20 protein-coding genes are annotated in these 20,419 nt (G+C 64.2%); 15 read left to right on the forward strand and 5 right to left on the reverse strand.

Annotation, left to right across the window (positions count from 1 at the left end; translation table 11 throughout):
• The 3 genes from ACGYK4_RS04385 to ccmI are packed head-to-tail and all read right to left on the reverse strand — an operon-like array spanning position 1 to position 1,932.
• Entirely contained in the window at positions 1-240 is a 240-nt protein-coding gene (locus tag ACGYK4_RS04385) for a DUF1289 domain-containing protein (protein ID WP_067264719.1), read from the reverse strand.
• Positions 233-706, reverse strand: a complete 474-nt coding sequence (ruvX, locus tag ACGYK4_RS04390) for a Holliday junction resolvase RuvX (RefSeq protein WP_067264722.1) — start codon at positions 704-706, stop codon at positions 233-235. Before ruvX ends, ACGYK4_RS04385 begins: the two co-directional genes overlap by 8 nt.
• A complete protein-coding gene (gene ccmI / locus ACGYK4_RS04395; RefSeq protein WP_394455283.1) occupies positions 703-1,932 on the reverse strand; it encodes a c-type cytochrome biogenesis protein CcmI in 1,230 nt (409 codons plus the stop codon). Before ccmI ends, ruvX begins: the two co-directional genes overlap by 4 nt.
• 196 nt (positions 1,933-2,128) lie before the next feature.
• Here ccmI and ACGYK4_RS04400 point away from each other — a divergent pair, with 196 nt between their 5' ends.
• From ACGYK4_RS04400 to rarD, 9 genes are all read left to right on the forward strand, one after another.
• Complete coding sequence (locus ACGYK4_RS04400) at positions 2,129-3,373, forward strand: sarcosine oxidase subunit beta family protein (RefSeq protein ID WP_322329468.1); 1,245 nt, start codon at positions 2,129-2,131, stop codon at positions 3,371-3,373.
• A 103-nt stretch (positions 3,374-3,476) separates the two neighbouring features.
• On the forward strand, positions 3,477-3,767 hold the full coding sequence (locus ACGYK4_RS04405) for a hypothetical protein (protein ID WP_209218643.1): 291 nt from the start codon (positions 3,477-3,479) through the stop codon (positions 3,765-3,767).
• Positions 3,768-3,875: 108 nt separating this feature from the next.
• Positions 3,876-4,205, forward strand: a complete 330-nt coding sequence (locus tag ACGYK4_RS04410; protein ID WP_209218644.1) for a sarcosine oxidase subunit delta — start codon at positions 3,876-3,878, stop codon at positions 4,203-4,205.
• Positions 4,206-4,266: 61 nt separating this feature from the next.
• Entirely contained in the window at positions 4,267-7,284 is a 3,018-nt protein-coding gene (locus ACGYK4_RS04415) for a sarcosine oxidase subunit alpha family protein (protein ID WP_394455285.1), read from the forward strand.
• Positions 7,277-7,855: a sarcosine oxidase subunit gamma gene (locus ACGYK4_RS04420; RefSeq protein WP_394455287.1), complete on the forward strand. Its 579-nt coding sequence runs from the start codon at positions 7,277-7,279 to the stop codon at positions 7,853-7,855. The genes ACGYK4_RS04415 and ACGYK4_RS04420 overlap by 8 nt, the downstream gene beginning before the upstream one ends.
• A 122-nt stretch (positions 7,856-7,977) precedes the next feature.
• The gene (locus tag ACGYK4_RS04425; protein WP_271689654.1) at positions 7,978-8,577 is read left to right on the forward strand and encodes a superoxide dismutase; all 600 of its coding nucleotides are present in this window, start codon (positions 7,978-7,980) and stop codon (positions 8,575-8,577) included.
• A 256-nt stretch (positions 8,578-8,833) separates the two neighbouring features.
• Positions 8,834-9,043: a hypothetical protein gene (locus ACGYK4_RS04430; RefSeq protein ID WP_067266439.1), complete on the forward strand. Its 210-nt coding sequence runs from the start codon at positions 8,834-8,836 to the stop codon at positions 9,041-9,043.
• On the forward strand, positions 9,040-9,495 hold the full coding sequence (locus ACGYK4_RS04435) for a host attachment family protein (protein ID WP_394455288.1): 456 nt from the start codon (positions 9,040-9,042) through the stop codon (positions 9,493-9,495). Before ACGYK4_RS04430 ends, ACGYK4_RS04435 begins: the two co-directional genes overlap by 4 nt.
• Before the next feature lie 66 nt (positions 9,496-9,561).
• Positions 9,562-10,482: an EamA family transporter RarD gene (gene rarD, locus ACGYK4_RS04440; RefSeq protein ID WP_394455290.1), complete on the forward strand. Its 921-nt coding sequence runs from the start codon at positions 9,562-9,564 to the stop codon at positions 10,480-10,482.
• Here rarD and ACGYK4_RS04445 read toward each other — a convergent pair.
• Entirely contained in the window at positions 10,419-10,967 is a 549-nt protein-coding gene (locus tag ACGYK4_RS04445; protein WP_394449944.1) for a TIGR00730 family Rossman fold protein, read from the reverse strand. The genes rarD and ACGYK4_RS04445 overlap by 64 nt on opposite strands.
• A 104-nt stretch (positions 10,968-11,071) precedes the next feature.
• Between ACGYK4_RS04445 and ACGYK4_RS04450 the strand changes: the two genes are divergently transcribed.
• The 3 genes from ACGYK4_RS04450 (at position 11,072) to ACGYK4_RS04460 (ending at position 16,098) form a co-directional block, all read left to right on the forward strand.
• A complete protein-coding gene (locus ACGYK4_RS04450) occupies positions 11,072-13,174 on the forward strand; it encodes a LysM peptidoglycan-binding domain-containing protein (protein ID WP_394455292.1) in 2,103 nt (700 codons plus the stop codon).
• 117 nt (positions 13,175-13,291) lie between these two features.
• Positions 13,292-15,163 carry an ABCB family ABC transporter ATP-binding protein/permease gene (locus ACGYK4_RS04455; RefSeq protein WP_394455294.1) on the forward strand — a complete coding sequence of 624 codons (1,872 nt, stop codon included), beginning with the start codon at positions 13,292-13,294 and terminating at the stop codon, positions 15,161-15,163.
• Between the two features lie 104 nt (positions 15,164-15,267).
• A complete protein-coding gene (locus tag ACGYK4_RS04460; protein ID WP_394455295.1) occupies positions 15,268-16,098 on the forward strand; it encodes an ion transporter in 831 nt (276 codons plus the stop codon).
• Between the two features lie 23 nt (positions 16,099-16,121).
• Here the strand turns inward: ACGYK4_RS04460 and ACGYK4_RS04465 are convergent, their stop codons facing one another.
• Positions 16,122-16,571 carry a DUF302 domain-containing protein gene (locus tag ACGYK4_RS04465; protein ID WP_394455297.1) on the reverse strand — a complete coding sequence of 150 codons (450 nt, stop codon included), beginning with the start codon at positions 16,569-16,571 and terminating at the stop codon, positions 16,122-16,124.
• Positions 16,572-16,722: 151 nt separating this feature from the next.
• Here ACGYK4_RS04465 and ACGYK4_RS04470 point away from each other — a divergent pair, with 151 nt between their 5' ends.
• From ACGYK4_RS04470 to der, 3 genes are all read left to right on the forward strand, one after another.
• On the forward strand, positions 16,723-17,427 hold the full coding sequence (locus ACGYK4_RS04470) for a hypothetical protein (protein ID WP_394455298.1): 705 nt from the start codon (positions 16,723-16,725) through the stop codon (positions 17,425-17,427).
• Between the two features lie 67 nt (positions 17,428-17,494).
• On the forward strand, positions 17,495-18,877 hold the full coding sequence (locus ACGYK4_RS04475; protein WP_394455300.1) for a PQQ-binding-like beta-propeller repeat protein: 1,383 nt from the start codon (positions 17,495-17,497) through the stop codon (positions 18,875-18,877).
• 60 nt (positions 18,878-18,937) lie between these two features.
• Positions 18,938-20,419 (forward strand): ribosome biogenesis GTPase Der, encoded by a 1,482-nt coding sequence (der, locus tag ACGYK4_RS04480; RefSeq protein ID WP_394400526.1) that lies wholly within the window; start codon positions 18,938-18,940, stop codon positions 20,417-20,419.

The raw sequence follows: 20,419 nt of genomic DNA on the forward strand, positions 1-20,419 counted from the left end.
TTAGTCGCGCCGCCGGGCCAGTCGCGCCGCCCGGCCCCCGCGCCGTTTCGCATGGGCGCTTTCGCGTGAGGGCAGTTCCGCCATGATAGCGCGGCGTTCCTCGGCGCTCATCGCGGACCAGCGGCCAATCTCGTCGATCGAACGCAGACAGCCGGTGCAGAGACGGCTTTCGGGATGCACCACGCAGATGTTGATGCAGGGGCTTTCGACCTCATCACGTTGCCAGACCTTCTTAGTCACGGCGCATCACCTGCAAACGGTCCAGAAGCCCCTGCAGGATATAGCCCGCCGCCACATGGTCGATGACCTCGGCGCGGCGTTTGCGGGTGGTGTCGGCCTCAAGAAGCGCGCGTTCGGCGGCCACGGTCGACAGGCGCTCGTCCCAATAGGTGATCGGCAGCGGGCTGAGCCGGTCGAAGTTGCGCGCGAAGGCGCGGGTCGACTGGCAGCGCGGCCCCTCGGTGCCATCCATATTGCGCGGCAGCCCCAGAACCAGCCCGCCGATGCGGCGTTCGGCGATGATCTCGGTCAGCCGGGCGGCATCGACGCCGAACTTCTTGCGCCGCACGGTTTCCAGCGGGGTGGCGACGGATTGGAAACTATCGCTCACGGCCACGCCGATGGTTTTCTCACCCAAGTCCAGCCCGATCAGCGCCTGCATCGGGGGCAGGGCGGCGATGAAATCTGCGGTTTCGTCGTAAATCATCCTGCCACCCCTGCGCGTTCCCCGGCGCTGCGGATCATGTCCAGCGCCGCATTGTCGCCCGAGAAGACCTCAAGCGCGTTATCATAGACCGCTCGGGCCTGATCGGTATCGCCCAAGACCCCCAGCGATGTGATCAGCCGCGCCCAGTCCTGCGGCGGGCCACCTTCGCTGGCGAGACGGTCCGACAGCCCTGCGACCATGCCGCCGATCATCTCCATCCGGTCATCCGCGCTCATCTCAGAGGCGGCTTCGATGTCTTCGGCCGAAGGGCCGCGCGCGGGGTTGCCAGTGCCAAACTGCGGCATCTCGTAATTCACCCCGGCAAGTGCGGCGACCTGAGCGATCTGCGCGCGGATCGGCTCGATCCAGGGGGCATCGACAGGCCCGCGCCGCAGCAGCGCATCCCATATGCGAAAGCCCACATCGGGCCGTCCGGTCTGCACCATCATCAGGCCGAGGTAATAGCGCGCCCGGCCATCCTGCTCATCGCGGTTCAACACCTCGCGCAGGGCGGTTTCCGCCTCGGGCGAGACATAGCCGCCCGCTGCCAGCACCAAGAGTTCGGCATAATCCGCGATATCCTTGGCGCTGCGGTCGGCCCCTTTGAGACGCAACACATTGGCCTGCGCCTCGGCAGCGGCGGGGAAATTGCCGATCCGGGCTTCGTTCTGCGCCAGAAGGGTTTGCCCTTGCAGGTCTTCGGGCCGGTCTTTGACCGTGGCGCGCAGCTGTTGCATCAGGGCGAGGTAATCGGCGCTCAGCCCTTCGGTGGCGGGGCTGGGGGGCAGGCTTTCCACCGCGCTTTGCTGGCTGGGACGGTTGCGGCGCATATCCTCGGCAAAGGCGATGCGGTCAGCGAGGGCCAGATCGCCATAGCCGGGCTGCCCCAGATGCCAATAAAGCGCCAGAGACCCGGCGCCCAAGGCCACGACCCCGGCGATCAGCACGAAGGGCGCGGGGCGCGCGGCGGTGTGCGGGCCACCATCGCGGGCGGCATCGGCCGCGAGGATCCGGCGCGAAATCTCGGTCCGGATGCGGGCGGCGTCGGCCTCGGGGACAATGCCGCGCGCCACGTCGCGCTCAACCTCATCCAACTGGTCGCGGTAGACCTTCAGATCATAGTCCGCCTGAGCGGGCAGGGGCGTATCCGCGCCGCGCCAAGCGGCCCGCGCCAGAAGACCGCCCACGACAAGCGCCATCGCGCCAGAGAGAAACCAGAATATCATGGCCTCTACCTAACCTTTGACCGGCCCCGACAAAAGCCCGCAAATGCCGCGTGCCCTGCGGCATTTTTCACCAATCGCGCCGCATGTCGCAAAACCGCGTCCAAATGCCGTGGTGGTCATTTCGCATATCTGCTCCTAGGCTCAGAACTGAGCACAGCCGCCCGCGCGGCCCGAATCCTTGCCGGGAAGTGACGTGATGAAGAAATACTCCGTTTTCGCAGTGGCCCGAGAGGCGATGCGCCATCATACGGGCTGGACCCGCGCATGGCGGGATGCGCAGCCGAAAAAGCGCTATGACGTGATCATCGTGGGCGCGGGCGGGCATGGGCTGGCGACGGCGTATTATCTGGGCAAGAACTTCGGCATCACCAATGTCGCGGTGCTGGAAAAGGGCTGGCTCGGCGGTGGCAACACCGGGCGCAACACGACGATCATCCGCTCGAACTACCTGCAAGACCCCTCGGCTGCGATCTACGAAAAGGCGCGCAGTCTTTATGAGACAATGAGCCAAGACCTGAACTACAACGTTATGTTCAGCCCACGCGGCGTTATCATGCTGGCACAGACCGAGCATGAGGTGCGCGGCTACAAACGTACCGCTCATGCCAACGCCCTGCAAGGCGTACAGACCGAATTCATCGGGCCGGACCGGGTCAAACAACTGGTGCCGATCATCAACATCGACGGGCCGCGCTACCCGGTGCTGGGCGGGCTTTGGCAGGCCCGCGGCGGCACCGCGCGGCATGATGCGGTGGCTTGGGGCTATGCGCGGGCCTGCTCGGATATGGGCATGGACATCATCCAGAAATGCGAGGTCACCGGCGTGCGCCAGACGGGCGGCAAGGTGACCGGCGTCAGCACCACACGCGGCGATATCGACTGCGACAAGCTGGGGATCGTCGTGGCCGGGCATTCGGGCCAGCTGGCGAATATGGCGGGCTTTCGTCTGCCGATCGAAAGCGTGGCCTTGCAGGCGCTGGTCTCGGAGCCGGTCAAGCCCTGTATGGATGTCGTCGTCATGGCCAACACGGTGCACGGCTACATGAGCCAGTCTGACAAGGGCGAGATGGTCATCGGCGGCGGCACGGACGGGCATAACAACTACACCCAACGCGGCAGCTTTCACCATATCGAAGAGACGGTGCGCGCGCTGGTCGAGACCTTCCCGATGATCTCGCGGCTCAAGATGCTGCGGCAATGGGGCGGCATCGTGGATGTCACCGGCGACCGCTCTCCCATCCTCAGCAAGACCCCGGTGGAGGGGGTGTTTATCAATGGCGGCTGGGGCACGGGCGGCTTCAAGGCGATCCCCGGCTCGGGCTGGGGCTTTGCGGAGTTGATGGCCAAGGGGCATTCGCCCCTGACCGACGCCTTCGGGCTTGAGCGTTTCGCCGAAGGGCGTTTTATCGACGAATCCGTTGCTGCCGGGGTGGCGCATTGATGTTGTGGATCGGCCACAATTCGCCGCTGCTCAGCACGGGGGGGAACGCCAGTGCCCGGCCCGGGGTTACCCGTTCAGACATTGAATATAACGGAGCTGAACAATGGCAACCCCGGATCACAACCGCACGGATCACGTCGATCATACCAACACCACGACAACCACGACCACAACGGATCGTGGCGGCAACAGCGGCCTTGCCTTCATCGTGGGCGCGGTCGTCGTCGTGGTGGCTTTGCTGGCCTATTTCCTCTTCGCGGGGGGTGACCTTGATGGCGCGAATGACGTCAACGTCAACATCGAAGGTGCTGCCGAAAGCACTGGCGAGACCATTGAGGGCGCGGCCGAAGGCACGGCGGATGCCGTCGATGAGGCCGCAACCCCGACTGAGTAAAACCCCCTCGGCCACGCGCGCAGCGTCGCCTTTTCACGATTCACGCCGCTCCGCGCCGTCGCGCCGGGGCGGCGTTTTGCCGTTCTCTACCCGCGCAGGAGCCCGCCCATGCTGATCCTCACCTGTCCTTGCTGCCATGTCACCGCCGAAGAGACAGAGTTTCACGGCGGCGGGGAGGCGCATTTGAAACGTATCGGCCCCGGCGGCTCCGAAGAGGATTTCGAGCGCTACCTCTTCATGCGTGAGAACCCCAAGGGCGTGCATCTTGAGCGTTGGCGACATGTCTATGGCTGCGGCAAGTGGTTCCACATGGCCCGCGATACCGCCACGCTCGAAGTCTTTGGCAGCTATCCCGCGCAGACCCTCGCCCCGCCGGATCACATCCTTGAGGCGATCCGCAAACGCCATCCCGATTGGCAGTGGCAGCGCGCCAGCTAGCCCCCGACCTCGTTTCTCGCCCCGGTATTCACCCCATCCTCAGCCCCCAAGGTTTTCCACGATGAGCACAAGACTGGCCACAGGCGGCCGCCTGCTGAACAAAAGCAAACCGCTGAGCTTTACCTTCAACAGCAAGCAAATGCGCGGCTATGAGGGCGACACGCTGGCCTCGGCGCTGTTGGCCAATGATCAGGTGCTGGTCGGGCGTTCGTTCAAATACCACCGCCCGCGCGGCATCGTGACCTCCGGCCCCGAAGAGCCCAACGGTCTGGTCGGTCTTGGCCAAGAGGGGCATTTCGAGCCCAATGCCCGCGTCACCACGACCGAGCTTTACGAGGGGTTGGCCGCGGAAAGCCAGAACCACTGGCCGAGCCTTGAGTTCGACGTGGGCGCGATCAACAAACACCTCAGCCGCTTTCTGCCGGCGGGCTTCTACTATAAGATGTTCATGCATCCGCGTCCGCTGTGGAAGCATCTCTATGAGCCGATCATTCGCCATTCCGCTGGTCTGGGCAAAGCGCCCAAGGCGGCAGATCCCGACACCTATGAACACTTCCACGCCTTCTGCGATGTGCTGGTCATCGGCGGCGGTGTCGCGGGGCTTCAGGCCGCCTTGGCCGCGGGCCTGAGCGGTGCGCGTGTCATCGTGATGGAGCAGTCGGCCCATTGGGGCGGGCGGGCGCCGGTTGACGGTGGCACGGTCGACGATGCGCCGGTGGAGGATTGGATCGCGCAAACGCTCGACCGGCTGCGCGGTATGGAGAATGTGGACCTGCGCGACCGGACCATGGGGGCGGGGGTTTATGATCACGGCTATGTGTTGGGCTATGAACGGCTGCGGGATCATGCGCCCCAGAGCGCAGGCCCACGTCATCGGCTTTGGCGCGTGCGGGCGGCCCATGTGATCACCGCCACAGGCGCGATCGAGCGGCCGCTGAGTTTTGCGGGCAATGACGTGCCGGGCGTGATGCTGGCCTCGGCCATGCGCGACTATGTGGCGAATTACGGGGTCTCACCCGGTGACCGCACCGTGGTGGTGACGAATAACGACAACGCCTATCTCACGGCGATTGCGCTGAAACAGGCGGGGCTTGACGTGCCCGCCGTGCTGGATGCCCGCGTCCTGCCGCAAGACAGCGAATTGGTCGCACAGGCCCGCGCGCTTGGCATTCGGGTGGTCATTGGCCATGCGGTATCCTCGGTTCAGGGGGGCAAGCGGGTGACCGGTGTGGCCGTCTGTTCGCAGGCAGGCGAAGGGGCCGTGTTGGAAGAGATCGCCTGCGATGCGGTGGCCATGTCGGGCGGCTGGTCGCCGGTGGTGCATCTGTGGTCGCACTGCGGTGGCAAGCTGACGTGGGACGATGCAAAAGCCTGTTTCCGCCCAGATCAGGACCACCCGCCCACCGGGGCAGACAGCCATGGTTTCGTGACGCCCGCCGGGGCAGCGGCAGGGGTCTTTGCCCTCGACGACGTGCTGCATGACGCCCATGCTGCTGCCGATGGGGTGGCAACGTCGCTCGGCTTCAAACTGCCGCGCGATCTGGCGGCACCCACGGCGGCGCGGCGCGAGGAAGCGCCGATGATGCCGGTCTGGCAAATGCCGCAGGGCGCCAGCGCCAAACTGCGCGAGAAGACCTTTCTCGATTACCAGAACGACGTGAAAGTCTCAGATGTGCGTCTGGCCGCGCAAGAGGGCTTTGTCTCGGTCGAACATGCCAAACGCTATACTACGCTCGGCATGGCGACGGATCAGGGGAAGCTGAGCAATATCAATGGTCTGGCCACGCTCGCCGGGGCGCTGGATGCAGAGATCCCCAACGTCGGCACCACCACCTTCCGCCCGCCTTACCATCCGATCTCGATGGGCGCGATTGCGGGGGCGGCGCGGGGCGATACCTTCCAGCCGATCCGCCGCACCCCGCTACATGACTGGCACGAAGCCAACGGCGCGGTCTGGGAGCCGGTCGGCCAGTGGCGGCGGCCCTATGCCTATGCGCGAGACGGCGAAAGCACCCATGACGCGGTGATGCGTGAGGTGACCAACACACGCCAGAACCTCGGCCTGCTGGATGCCTCGACCCTTGGCAAGCTGATCGTGCGCGGCCCGGATGCGGCGCGGTTCCTCGACATGATGTACACCAATATGATGTCGACGCTGAAACCCGGCAAATGCCGCTATGGGCTGATGTGCAACGAAAACGGTTTCCTTATCGACGATGGCGTCGTGGCGCGTCTGGATGAGCAGACCTTCCTCTGCCACACGACCACCGGCGGGGCCGACAGCATCCATGCCCATATGGAGGAATGGCTCCAGACCGAGTGGTGGGATTGGAAAGTGCATGTGGTCAACGCCACCGAACATTACGCGCAGGTGGCCGTGGTCGGGCCCAATGCCCGCAAATGTCTGGAGAAACTCGGCGGGATGGACCTGAGCCGCGAGGCGCTTGGCTTCATGGAATGGACCGAGGGCGAATTGGGCGGCTTCAAGGTCCGTGTCTTCCGCATCTCTTTCTCTGGCGAGCTGAGCTATGAGATCGCGGTTGAGGCGGGGCAGGGGCAAGCCTTTTGGGACGCGCTGCTGATCGCCGGGCATGACTTGGGCGTGATGCCCTATGGCACGGAATGTCTGCACATCCTGCGCGCCGAAAAGGGCTTCATCATGATCGGGGATGAGACTGACGGCACGGTGATCCCCCAAGACCTTGGCCTGAACTGGGCGATCTCGAAAAAGAAGGACGACTACCTTGGTAAACGCGCGCAACGGCGCAGCCATATGCAGGATCCGACCCGCTGGAAACTGGTGGGGCTTGAGACGACCGATGGCAGCACCCTGCCGGATGGGGCCTATGCGCTTGGCGAAGGTGAGAATGAGAACGGCCAGAAGGTGATGCAGGGGCGGGTGACCTCCTCCTATCATTCGCCGACGCTGGACCGGGGCATCGCCATGGGGCTGGTGCTGCATGGACCGGACCGGATGGGCGAGGTGCTGACCTTCCCCGGCACCGATGGCAAGACCTATGAGGCGCGGATCGTTGATCCGGTGTTTTATGATCCCAAGGGGGAGAAACAGAATGTCTGAACCCGTAAGCGCATTGAAGAACGGCCGCTATGACGCTGGTATCGCTGTGATTTCCGAAGTGGCACCCATGGGCATGATTACGATCCGCGGCGATCTTGATGCGCCCTATCTGCGCAAGGTGACTAAGAAACTCACCGGGGTGGAGCGCCCCGAGCGGGGGCAATGCCGCTTCGCCGGGGATGCCGGGGCAGCTTGGATGTCGCCCGATGAATTGCTGCTCTTCTGCCCCCACGCGCAGGTGCCCGAGGTGCTGGCGCGGCTGCATGCGGCCTTCGAGGATACCCATACCACCGCCATGGATGTCTCCGGCGCGCGGGCGGCGTTTCGTGTCGAAGGCCCCCATGCGCGGGAGGTGCTGGCCAAGCTCGCCCCCGTCGACCTCGCCCCAGATCAATTCACCCCCGGCATGTTCCGCCGCACGCGGATGGGGCAGGTGCCCGCCGCCTTTTGGCTGCGCGACGATGGCGCCTTTGAGGTGATCTGCTTTCGCTCGGTCGCGCAGTATATGTTCGACCAGCTTTGCGTGGCGGCCCAGCCCGGCAGCGCGGTCGGCCATTTCCAAACGGCCTAAGTCGAGAGAAAAACTGACTATTTCTCTCGGAACGGATGTGATTTGCAGACGTTGACCTTGACGTTGCCGCTTGATCAACATCAAGTGGCCGCAGCGAAATTTCCAAACGAGGAGGCCCAGAAATGGCTTTTGAACTTCCCGATCTCCCCTATGCCCACGACGCGCTTGCATCCAAGGGCATGTCCAAGGAAACGCTGGAATACCACCACGACAAGCACCACAACGCCTATGTCACCAACGGCAACAAGGCGATTGAGGGCACCGAGTGGGAGGGCAAGACCCTCGAAGAGATCATCAAGGGCACTTACGACCCGAACGCCGTGGCCCAGTCCGGCATCTTCAACAACATCTCTCAGCTGTGGAACCACAACCAGTTCTGGGAAATGATGAGCCCCGAAGACAACAAAATGCCCGGTGAGCTGGAAAAGGCGATTACCGAGAGTTTTGGTTCCGTCGACAAGTTCAAGGATGAGTTCAAGGCCGCGGGCGCAGGCCAGTTCGGCTCCGGCTGGGCATGGCTGGTGAAAGACAAAGACGGCAGCCTGAAGGTCACCAAGACCGAGAACGGCGTGAACCCGCTCTGCTTCGACCAGACTGCGCTGCTCGGCTGTGACGTGTGGGAGCACTCCTACTACATCGACTTCCGCAACGCGCGTCCCGACTACCTGTCGAACTTCCTCGACAACCTTGTGAACTGGGACAACGTCGCGTCGCGCATGTGATCTAGCGGGGCGCATGCGAGAGCCGCTCGCGCCTGATGCGTGTGGCGCTCTCCCAGTCACCGACGCCCACGGCTACGCCGCAGGCTGGGTGAACTGGGACAACGTCGCCTAGCGTCTGTGATATGGCGGCGCGGCCTTACGGCCAGCCCGAACAAGACAGAAACCCCGCAGCCTGCTGCGGGGTTTTTTCGTTGGAACCCAAGACCCTTCGCGGATGTTTTTCTCCTGAGACTTCACGTAAAAAAAGGAGGACAACATGGCCGAGCGGAAGCGATCCAACGACGGTAGCAAGGAGACCGAAAAATTCCTCTCCGATACCGAGACGCCAGACCAAGGTGGCCGCGCCGGGGGTGATCTGCAAAAGGACGTTGGCACCCAAGACGCCATGCGCCGCGCCGAAAAGGGCGAAGACGGCGTGACCCGCGTCACCGGCGAAGACAAACGCAACCATGGAGAGCCTTCATGACCAAACTCAGCCAAGACACATGGGTGCTGATCGCGGATGGCGAAAAGGCCCTTTTCCTGCAAAACCACACCGATGGCGAAGACCCCTATCTTCAAGTCGTGCGCAAGGAAGAGCAGGAGAACCCACCGGCGCGGGAGCAAGCCGCCAATCGCCCCGGTCGGATGAGCGATGGTCCGAGCGGGCACCGCTCTGCCTTTGACGACACGGATTGGCATGAGCTGGAAAAAGAGCGATTTGCCAAGGACTTGTCCGACATCCTTTACAAGCTGGCCCATAAGGGCCGCTTTGATCGGATCGTCTTGGTGGCCCCTCCGGCAGTACTGGGCGACCTGCGCGATGACCTCCACAAAGAGGTGCAGAGCAAGGTGGTAGGGGAAATCCCCAAGACCCTGACCAACCACCCCATCGACGAGATCGAAAAGATCGTGGCCGGGGAATTGGCCCAAACCTGAGTTTTCCCTTGGCGCGGGAATTGATTGCCTTCACAAGGAAGCAGTCTACCGCGCCAAGGATTTCCCATGACCGACACCACCAAGGGTTTCGCCGCCATGATCGCGGCCTGCTGTATCTGGGGGCTGTCGTCTATCTTCTACAAATTGCTGTCGCATGTGCCCGCCGCCGAGGTGCTGGCCCATCGCACCCTCTGGTCGCTCGTGTTCTTCGTGATCGTGCTGGCAGTGCAGCGGCGTTTGCGCGCGATCCTTGACGCGATGGCCGGGCCGCGGGCTTTTGGGCTGCTTGCTTTCGCGGCGCTGGTGATTGCGACGAATTGGTATCTTTTCATCTGGGCGGTTCAGAGCGGGCAGGCGACGGAGGCGGCCTTGGGCTATTACATCTTCCCGCTGGTCTCCGTCCTGCTGGGCCGTCTTGTCTTTGCCGAGCGACTGAGCCCCGTACAGCTTTGCGCGGTCGGGTTGGTGACAGTCGCGGTCTCGCTGCTCACCTATGGCTTGGGCACCGCGCCTTGGCTCGCGATGGCGCTGGCGGCGTCTTTTGGGCTTTATGGGCTGGCGAAAAAGCGGTTGGCGGTGGGGCCGGTCGTCTCTGTCACCGCTGAGGTGCTGCTGTTGTCGCCCCTTGCGGTGCTCGTGCTGTGGCAAACGGGTGACAATGGGGCGGGGGCCTTCGGGGCCTCCTTCCGCGATACGGCGCTGCTGATACTCGCCGGGCCGATCACCGCGACGCCGCTGATCCTGTTCAGCTACGCGGCGCGGCGATTGTCGATGGCGACGGCCGGATTGCTGAGCTACATCAACCCGACCTTGCAGTTTTTCTGCGCCGTGGTCCTGTTTCGCGAACCGTTCACGGGCTGGCATGTGCAGGCCTTTGTGCTGATCTGGTGCGCGCTGGCGGTCTATTCCGTCAGCACCTTCCGTCAGGACAAAGCGCGGCGCAGAGCGCTGAGAGCGGCCTCGGCATCCGGCACCACGGTGACGTAATCCAGCAGCGTCGCATCGGCAAAGCCATGGGTCACGACATGGTTCATGAGCGACATGAAAGGATCCCAGTATCCATTTGTGTTCACAAGGAAAATGGGTTTCTCATGCAGGCCCAACTGGCGCCATGTCAGCACCTCGAACAGCTCGTCCAATGACCCCGCGCCGCCGGGCAGAACCGCCACGGCATCGCAGTTCATGAACATCACTTTTTTACGCTCATGCATCGTTTCGGTCACGATATAGCGGGTCAGATCGGTCTTGCCGACTTCCCATGCCACGAGATGCGCAGGGATCACGCCGAAGGTGTCGCCCCCTGCCGTTTGGGCGGCGCGCGCAACGCTGCCCATCAGCCCGACATCGCCCGCGCCATAGACCAGCCGCAGCCCGGCCTCGGCCAGACCGCGGCCCAATGTTTCGGCGTCTTGGATGAAGGCTTCGTCGTCGCCGGGGCGGGAGCCGCAATAGACACAGACAGAATGTTGCATGGTAAAGCGTCCTGTTGATTAGGAAAATTCTGCGCGGATCGTCTGCGCTTTTGACCCCTGTTAGCCTGCTTGCTAAAAAGGCTCAACCACAGGGGAAGTAGAGAATGTTCAAGGGATTTGGCCGGTTTGGCGGCATGGGGGCGATGGCGGCGGGCGCCTTTGCGGCGGCGGTGCTGGCGCTTGGCGCTTGGATCGGCAGCAAGCGCGGCGCGCCGGAGGAGGCGGCCCCCGAAACGGTGGCCGTGCTCCCCGAACGCGATGCCACCCCTGTGAATGCCACGCTGGTGCCAGATGCGGTGAAAGGTGTCTCGGTCGGCCCCGAGGGTGATGCGGCGACGGAGCCCGAGGCGGTGCCGCAGGCCCCGGCCTTTGACGAAGTGCGCCGCGAAAGCGACGGGATGACGGTGATCGCGGGCCGCGCGGCGCCCGGCAGCACCGTGGCCGTGTTGAAGGATGGCGAAGAGGTGGCCCGCGCCACCGCCGATGGGGCCGGGAAATTCGCGACCCTTGCCATGATCCCGCCCGATGGCAAGGGCCATGTGCTGACGCTTTTGGGCCAGGACGGCGCGGCGGAGCTTGCTTCGGAAGAGGAGATTATTCTCACCCCTCGCGCAGCGCCCGTGCAGTTGGCCGAGGCCGATATCGCGCCGGAGGAAACCCCGGTCGCGTCGGTTGAGGAGGGGGCCACAGAGCCGGACGAGGCGACAGAGCCTGAAATCTCTGAGACCACGATGGAAGAGCCGATTCCGGCAACTACAAACGACGCCGAAGAGCAGAGCGCGACAGCTACGGGTCAAAACCCAGCCGCTGCGCAGCCGGGGCAGGCGACCCCTCTGGCCGGCACGGCCACAGCCGAGGCGGAGCGCGCCGCGACCGACAATGCGGACGTGCAAGACGTAGAGGCGCACCGAGGACAGTCGACGCAAGACGAGGCCAGCCCGGACGAAAACACCGCATCGACAGAGCAAAACCCGGCTATCGCCGAAGAGGAAGTCGCCTCCGCCCCCGCTCAGACCACCCCGCTCTCCGATACCGGGACCGCTGACGTAGAGAGCAGAACGTCGGAGCAACCTTCTCAAGCGATGCCGATGGCGGGAAAAGGCACCGCGGAGGACGACAACGCGGCGGCGTTGGATCAAGACGGTGCCGCCGGGCAGAGCGCGGATAGCAACACCGCGCCGTCCCAAGCCACGCCGATGGCAGGAACAGCCAGCGCCGAAGACGTGAGTGTCGCGACGGTGGAGCAGGACGATGCCGCCGAGCAGAGCGAGGATACTAGCTCCGCTCCGGCCCAAACCACACCGATGGCGGGAACGGGTACGGCTAAAGATGTGAACGCCGCGCCGTCGCCACAAGACGGTCCCGCCGATCAGGGGGCAGAGACCAGCGCCACGCCTTCTCAAGCAACGCCGTCGGCGGAAACCGGCACCGAAGAGGGCGAGACCGCCGCGCCAAACGCTGACGGTGAGGCGCCATCTCAAGCCACACCACTGGCAGAGACGGGAAACGTCGAAAGCGACACCACGCTCGCGCAAACACCGCCCGCCGCCGTGACCGAGGCCCCGAACCTCGCCGACCGCAGCCCATCGGCGCCCGAGACCACAACCCCCGCCCTTGCGGAGGAGCCCGACACCATCGCCGCACCGGCGAAGCCGCCCGCGCCCGCGCCGGTGTTGAAATCCACCCCCGAAGGGGTCGAACGGCTCGACACCGCGCCGCCGCAGGTGATGACCAATGTGGCGCTCGACACCATCGGTTACTCCGATCAGGGCGATGTGCAACTGGCGGGCCGTGCCCAGCCGGACACCCGCGAAGTGCGCGTCTATCTGAACAACAACGCGGTGATCAGCCTGCCGGTCGATCAAGAGGGCCGCTGGCGCGGCGATCTGCCCGATGTTGATCAGGGTGTTTATACCCTGCGCGTTGATGAGCTTTCCCGCGGCGGCGATGTGACCAGCCGGGTAGAGACCCCCTTCAAACGCGAATCTCCCGAGGTGCTGGCCGCCGCCACCGAGGGGCTGACCGGCCCGCTCAGCGCGGTGACGGTGCAAAAGGGCGATACGCTCTGGGCGATCTCGCGCACGCGCTACGGCGATCCTTTGCTCTATGTGAAGGTGTTCGAGGCCAATAGCGCCAATATCCGCGACCCCGATCTGATCTATCCCGGACAGGTTTTCGACCTGCCCGAAGACCCGGCATCGGAGTGATCTGAGCGGCCAAAACCGGGGCGGCATTCGCAGCGCGCAGAGCGGCTGTGCGCCGCCCGGTACTGGCAACCCAAGGCCATGGGGCCTATGTAGCCTGTAATCACTTCAGGAATTCCCATGCCAGCCGATACAGACCAATCTAACGCCGCGCGGCGGCGCGACCGCAAGACGCCCAAGCCCGAACGCATCCCCACAGAGGCCGAGATGATCGACGCCGCCGAGCGTCAGTCGGGCTTTCTGGTGCTGCGCAAGGTCGCGCCCTACCTCTGGCCCAAGGATATGCCATGGGTGAAACGCCGGGTGGTTCTGGCCATGCTGGCGTTGCTGGTGTCGAAGCTAATCATCGTCGCCACGCCGTTCTTCTACCGCGACGCGGTGGATGCGCTGGCGGGCGAGGGGGCGCCGATGCTGGCGCTTGGCGCGATTGGTCTGACCGTGGCTTACGGCATGGCGCGGCTGATGGGCGTAGGCTTTCAACAGGTCCGCGATGCGGTGTTTGCTCGCGTCGGGCAGCGCGCCCTACGGATGCTGGCGCTTGAGGCCTTCCAGCACATCCACAAACTGTCGATGCGCTATCACATCACCCGCAAGACCGGGGGCCTCAGCCGGATCATCGAGCGAGGGGTCAAAGGCGTCGACTTTCTGCTGCGCTTCCTGCTCTTCTCCATCGGGCCGCTGATCCTTGAGCTGATCCTCGTCGGTGTGATCCTCGCCGTGCTTTTCGATATTTGGTATCTGGCGGTCGTGACCGTGACCATCGCGGTCTACGTCTGGTTCACCTTCGCCGTCACTGAATGGCGCGTGCGCCTGCGGCGGCAGATGAACGACAGCGACACCGACGCCAACCAAAAGGCAATCGATAGCCTGCTGAACTATGAAACGGTTAAATACTTTGGCGCAGAGGGGCGCGAGGCCGCGCGCTATGACGCGGCGATGGCCGATTATGAGAACGCGGCGATCAAGACGAACTATTCGCTCGCCTTCCTGAACTTCGGCCAAGCCCTGATCATCACTGCGGGGCTCGTGGGCGTCATGGTCATGGCGGCGATGGGCGTGCAAAGCGGCGAGCTGAGCGTCGGCGACTTCGTCATGGTGAACTCCTACATGATCCAACTGACCGTGCCACTGAACTTCCTCGGCACCGTTTACCGTGAGATTCGTCAGGCGCTGGTGGATATGGGGCAGATGTTCGGCCTGCTCGAACAACCGGCCGAGATTGACGACAAGCCAAACGCGCCGGCCCTCAAGGTGACGGGCGGCCATGTGACGCTTGAGAACGTGCGCTTTGCCTATGACACCGACCGCGAAATCCTCAAAGGCATCTCGCTTGAGGCGCGCCCCGGAGAGACGGTGGCGATCGTCGGCTCGACCGGCTCGGGCAAGTCCACCATCGGGCGGCTGTTGTTCCGCTTCTACGATGTCGCGGGCGGGGCGCTCAAGATCGACGGGCAGGACGTGCGCGACGTGACCCAGCATTCGCTGCATATGGCGATTGGCGTGGTGCCGCAGGATACGGTGCTGTTCAACGACACCATTGGTTACAACATCGCCTATGGCCGCGATGGGGCGACGCAGGAAGAGGTCGAAGACGCCGCGCGCGCAGCACAGATCCATGATTTCATCATGGCGCTGCCGCAGGGGTATAAGACCACGGTGGGCGAGCGGGGCCTGAAACTGTCGGGCGGCGAGAAACAGCGCGTGGGCATCGCGCGGACCCTGCTGAAAGATCCGCCGATCCTGCTGTTGGATGAGGCCACAAGCGCGCTCGACAGCGAGACGGAGCATGAGATCCAAGACGCGCTGCGCCGCGCGGGCCAAGGGCGCACGGTGCTGACCATCGCCCACCGCCTCTCGACCATCGCCGAGGCCGACCGCATCGTCGTGTTGGAGAAGGGCGAGATCATCGAACAGGGCAGCCATGAGGTGCTGCTCGCCCAAGGTGGGCGCTATGCCCAGCTTTGGCAGCGCCAGCAGGCGGAAGAAGAGTAGACGGAGAAGCTGGCCCCGCCTTCTGTTTCGGCAGGCAAGGCGGGGCATTGCCGCCGAGGGGTGCATTTGCGGGCGATCTGCTCTTGCACTGTGCGGGGCGGCGCATGATATCTACCGCCATGACCGATCTTTCGACCCCCTCGCAGACCTCGCTGCGCGCCCGCGCCGCCCGGCTGGCCGACCGCCCTTCGTTCCAGAATTTCATTCTGGGCGTCATTCTCTTTAACGCCGTGATCTTGGGGCTTGAGACCTCGGAGGAGGTGATGGGGCAGGTTGGGCCGCTGATCCTGCTGCTGGACCGTATCTGTCTCGCCATTTTCGTCATCGAAATTGCGATCAAGCTTTTCGGGCGCGGGCTTGATTTCTTCAAACGCGGGTGGAGCATCTTTGACTTCGTCATCGTCGCCATCTCGCTGATCCCGGCCACCCAAGGGCTCAGCGTTCTGCGGGCCCTGCGCATCCTGCGGCTCTTGCGCGTCGTCTCGGTCGCGCCCTCGCTGCGCCGCGTGGTCGAGGGGCTGGTCAACGCGCTGCCCGGCATGGGCTCGGTCTTTTTGCTGATGGGGGTGATCTTCTACATCGCCTCCGTCATGGCCACCAAACTCTTTGGCGCGGATTTTCCGCAGTGGTTCGGCACGCTGGGCCAGTCGGGCTATTCGCTGTTCCAGATCATGACGCTCGAGTCGTGGTCCATGGGCATCGTGCGCCCGGTGATGGAGGTCTATCCCTATGCCTGGATGTTCTTCGTGCCCTTTATCATGGTCACCACCTTCGCGGTGGTGAACCTTTTGGTCGGCCTGATCGTGAACTCGATGCAAGACGCGCATCATGAGGAAAGCAACGAGCAGACCAACACCTACCGCGATGAGGTCATGTCGCGGCTGACCGATCTGGAAAACCTGATCAAGGCGCAGAACACCCCGCCCAAACCCTAAAAGGCCGGGGCGGGGAGGGGGCGTTATTCCTCGCCGATCGCCTTGGCGGTGAGATTGTCCAGCGCCTTGGTCATCTTGGTGAGATATTCCGCCTCTTCGGGCAGGCCGTGGGCGGTGACCAGCGTTTCAGGCGCGGCATAGGTCACATGCACGGCCCCCTCGCCATCGGCGTAGACCAGCACCCGCATCGGCAGGTCCAGCCCGGCGGTCTGGGCATCCTGCATCGCGGGGGTGCCGAGCTTTGGGTTGCCAAAGATCAAAAGCTGCGTCGGGCGCAATTCCATCTCGGCCTTTTCGGCCCCGGCGGCATGATCGACCCGGGCAAAGACCTCGGCCCCTGCTGCCTCGACCGCGCTTTCCAGTCGGTCCATCGTCGTGGGCACGTCATGGGGTGAGACCTTGGCCACCAAATCCTGCGCCAATGCGGGCATGGCCGCCATCACGACACCTGCTGCCAGTGAAATCGCTTTCATTATCGTCTCCTTTCGCTGCATTCTGCCCCTGACCTAGCGTGACGCGCCCCCGGGCCAAGCGGTCGGCGAAAAGGCGCTGCGGTTCGCTGGGTCTTGGCTTGGCTGGCCACGCGCGGTAAGAGGGGCAAAATCAGGCCGGGGGCAGGGCGCGATGAGCGATACCGACAGTTTTATTGACGAAGTGAACGAAGAGGTCCGCCGCGACCGGCTATACGGCTACCTGCGCCGCTATGGTTGGATCGCCGTGCTGGCCGTGGTGGCCATCGTCGGCGGCGCCGCGTGGAACGAATACAGCAAAGCACAGGAGCGGGCCGAGGCCGAAGCTCTGGGGGATGCGATGCTTGCCGCGCTCGAAGCGGATGCCAGCAATGCCCGCGCCGAAGCGCTCGCCCCGATCGAGGCCGATGGCCCCGGGGCCCGCGCCGTGCTGAACTTCATGCGCGCCGATGCGCTGGCCGAAGCGGGTGAGACCGATGCCGCTGTGGAGCAGCTTGATGCCGTGGCGCTCGACGGTGACCTCGCGCCGATCTACCGGGCCTTGGCGCAGTTCAAGATCGTGACCCTTCAGGGCCAATCGGTACCCGTGGCCGAGCGGCGTCAGGCGCTCGAAGCGCTGGCCCAGCCGGGTGCCCCGCTGCGCCTGCTGGCCGAAGAGCAACTGGCGCTGATCGACATCCAAGAGGGTGAGATCGACAAGGCCGTGGCGCGCTACCAGTCCATTCTCTCCGATGCGGAAACCACCCCGGACTTGCAACAACGCGCCCTTCAGGTGATTGTGGCCTTGGGTGAAGAACCGGGTGACGAGAGCGCCGCCGCAGAGGCCGCGCTGGAGATCCCCGAAGCAACGGGTGACTGACACATATCCACCCGCCAAAAATGGCGGGGGCGTGAAGGTTGAGGAAAGACAGAAAGTGAGCAGGTCCATGACGAAGCATCGCGAAACCGAACCCGGGCAAGCGGGTCTGCGGGGTCTGGGCGTGGCGGGGGCCATTGGTGCCGCGCTGTTGCTGACGGCCTGCGCGGATGAGCAGACTTATCTGCCGGGCAAACGCGAAGACGTGCGCGCGGTGCTGCAAAACCCCGGCGTGCAAGACCCTGCCTTCGACGCCGCCACTGGCCCCGTGCCAGAGAATACCAGCCGCGCCATCGCTCTGGGCGGCACGGTGAACAACGCCAACTGGACCCATAGCATCGGTACCGCCGCGACCCGCATCAGCCATCCCGCGCTGCGCACCGCGTTACAGCCGGTCTGGAGTGCCGATATCGGCGCGGGCGACAGCCGCAAACAACGTATCACCGCCGATCCGGTGGTGGCGGGCGGGCGTGTCTTCACGCTCGACGCCGGGGCGCAGGTCACAGCGACCTCGACCTCGGGCCAAACGCTCTGGACCCGTGACCTCACCCCCGCATCCGACCGCGAAGGCCAAGCCACCGGTGGCGGCCTCGCCGTGGATGGGGAAACGCTCTATGTCTCCGTGGGCTTTGGCATTTTGGCCGCGCTCGACGTGACGACGGGCGGCGTGCGCTGGACCCAAGACCTTGACGCCACCGGTTCGGGCACGCCGACCGTCTCGGGCGATCTGGTCTATCTCACGGCGGGCGACGATACCGGCTGGGCGCTAGACAAGGCTACTGGCCGCATTCAGTGGCAAACCGGTGCGGTCACCAGCCTTAGCAACGTTTTGGGCGCGCCTGCGCCCGCCGTCACCAGCGATCTGGCGATCTTCGCCTTCGGCTCTGGCGAGGTGCAGGGGCTGTTCCGCCAAGGCGGGCTTGAGCGGTGGTCGACCTCTGTTCTGGGCAAACGTCCGGGCCGCGCGCTGAGCTTTGTGGGCGATGTGACAAGTGCGCCTGTGGTCTCGAACGGGACCGTCTATGTGGGCAACCATTCGGGCCGTCTGGCCGCGCTGGATGTCAACAGCGGCGACCGCAAATGGGTCGCGCGCGACGGGGCGATTGGTCCGGTCTGGCCTGCGGGCGATTCTGTCTTTGCGGTGACGGACCTGAACGAACTGGTCCGACTCGACGCCAGCACGGGTCGCCGCATCTGGGGCACGCCGCTGCCGAATTTCGTCAAGGACAAGCCCAAGAAGCAATCCGAAGTGGTGGCCCACTACGGCCCGATCATCGCCGGGGGGCGCGTGATCGTGGCCTCGAACGACGGGGTGCTGCGCAGCTTTGACCCCGTGAGCGGCGGGCTGACCGGCACCACCCAAATCCCCGGCGGGGCGACAACCGCCCCCGTCGTGGCGGGCGGCACGCTATATGTCGTCTCCACCAAGGGGCAATTGCACGCTTTCCGTTAGGCCGCAAATAGGCTAAGGCGCGTGTCTGAACTGGCCCAACCGGGGCCCGGAGCCTGAATTATGTCCTTTACCCTTGCCATCGTGGGCCGTCCCAATGTCGGTAAATCCACGCTGTTCAACCGCCTTGTCGGCAAACGCCTTGCGCTGGTCGATGACCAGCCCGGCGTGACCCGCGACCTGCGCGAAGGCGCGGCCAAATTGGCCGACCTGCGCTTTACCGTGATCGACACGGCGGGGCTGGAAGAGGTCACCGACGACAGCCTGCAAGGCCGGATGCGCCGCCTGACCGAACGTGCGGTAGACATGGCTGATGTCTGTCTCTTCATGATCGACGCCCGCGTGGGCGTAACCCCCTCTGACATGGTCTTTGCCGAGATCCTGCGGAAAAAATCCGCCCATGTGATTCTTGCCGGCAACAAGGGGGAGGGCAAGGCCGCCGACGCCGGAATGATCGAGGCCTATTCGCTGGGTCTGGGCGAGCCCATTCGCATGTCCGCCGAGCATGGCGAGGGGCTGACCGATCTTTACACCGCCCTGATGCCGCTGGCGGATGAATATGCTGAACGTGCCACCCAAGACGCGCCCGAGACGGATGTGGACCTGCCTGAGGATGACGCCGATCTCGAAGCCGAATCCTTGCCGATGCCGACCCGCGCCAAGCCGCTGCAGGTCGCCGTGGTGGGCCGCCCCAATGCGGGCAAGTCGACGCTGATCAACCAGATTCTGGGTGAGGACCGTCTACTGACCGGGCCAGAGGCTGGGATCACCCGCGATGCGATCTCGCTGACCACCGAATGGGCCGGGCCGAATGGTGAGCCGGTGCCGATGCGTATTTTCGACACTGCCGGGATGCGCAAGAAGGCCAAGGTTCAGGAGAAGCTGGAAAAACTCAGCGTTAGCGACGGTCTGCGCGCGGTGAAATTCGCCGAGGTTGTGGTGCTTCTGCTCGACGCCGAAATCCCGTTCGAGCAGCAAGACCTGCGCATCGCCGATCTGGCCGAGCGTGAGGGCCGTGCCGTGGTCGTCGCCGTGAACAAATGGGACATCGAAGAGAACCGGCAGGAGAAACTGCGCGATCTCAAAGAAAGCTTCGAGCGGCTCTTGCCGCAGTTGCGCGGTGCGCCGCTGATCACCGTGTCGGCCAAGACGGGCAGGGGCCTCGACCGGCTTCAGGCCGCGATCATGCGCGCCTATGAGGTCTGGAACCGCCGGGTGACCACCGCGCAGCTCAACCGCTGGCTCTCGGGCATGATGGAGGCGCATCCGCCTCCCGCGCCGCAGGGCAAGCGCATCAAGCTGCGCTATATGACCCAAGCCAAGACCCGTCCGCCGGGCTTCGTGGTGATGTGCAGCCATCCCGACAAGGTGCCGGACAGCTACACGCGCTATCTGGTCAATGGGTTGCGGTTGGATTTCGACATGCCCGGCACGCCGATCCGTCTGTGGATGCGCGGCCAGTCCGACGCCAACCCCTATAAGAACCGCAAGAAAGCGGCGCCATCGAAGCTGCGCAAGCACACCGACGGTCGCCGCAAGGACTAA

Source organism: Sulfitobacter sp. 1A13368 (assembly GCF_043557275.1).
Taxonomy (GTDB): domain Bacteria; phylum Pseudomonadota; class Alphaproteobacteria; order Rhodobacterales; family Rhodobacteraceae; genus Sulfitobacter; species Sulfitobacter faviae.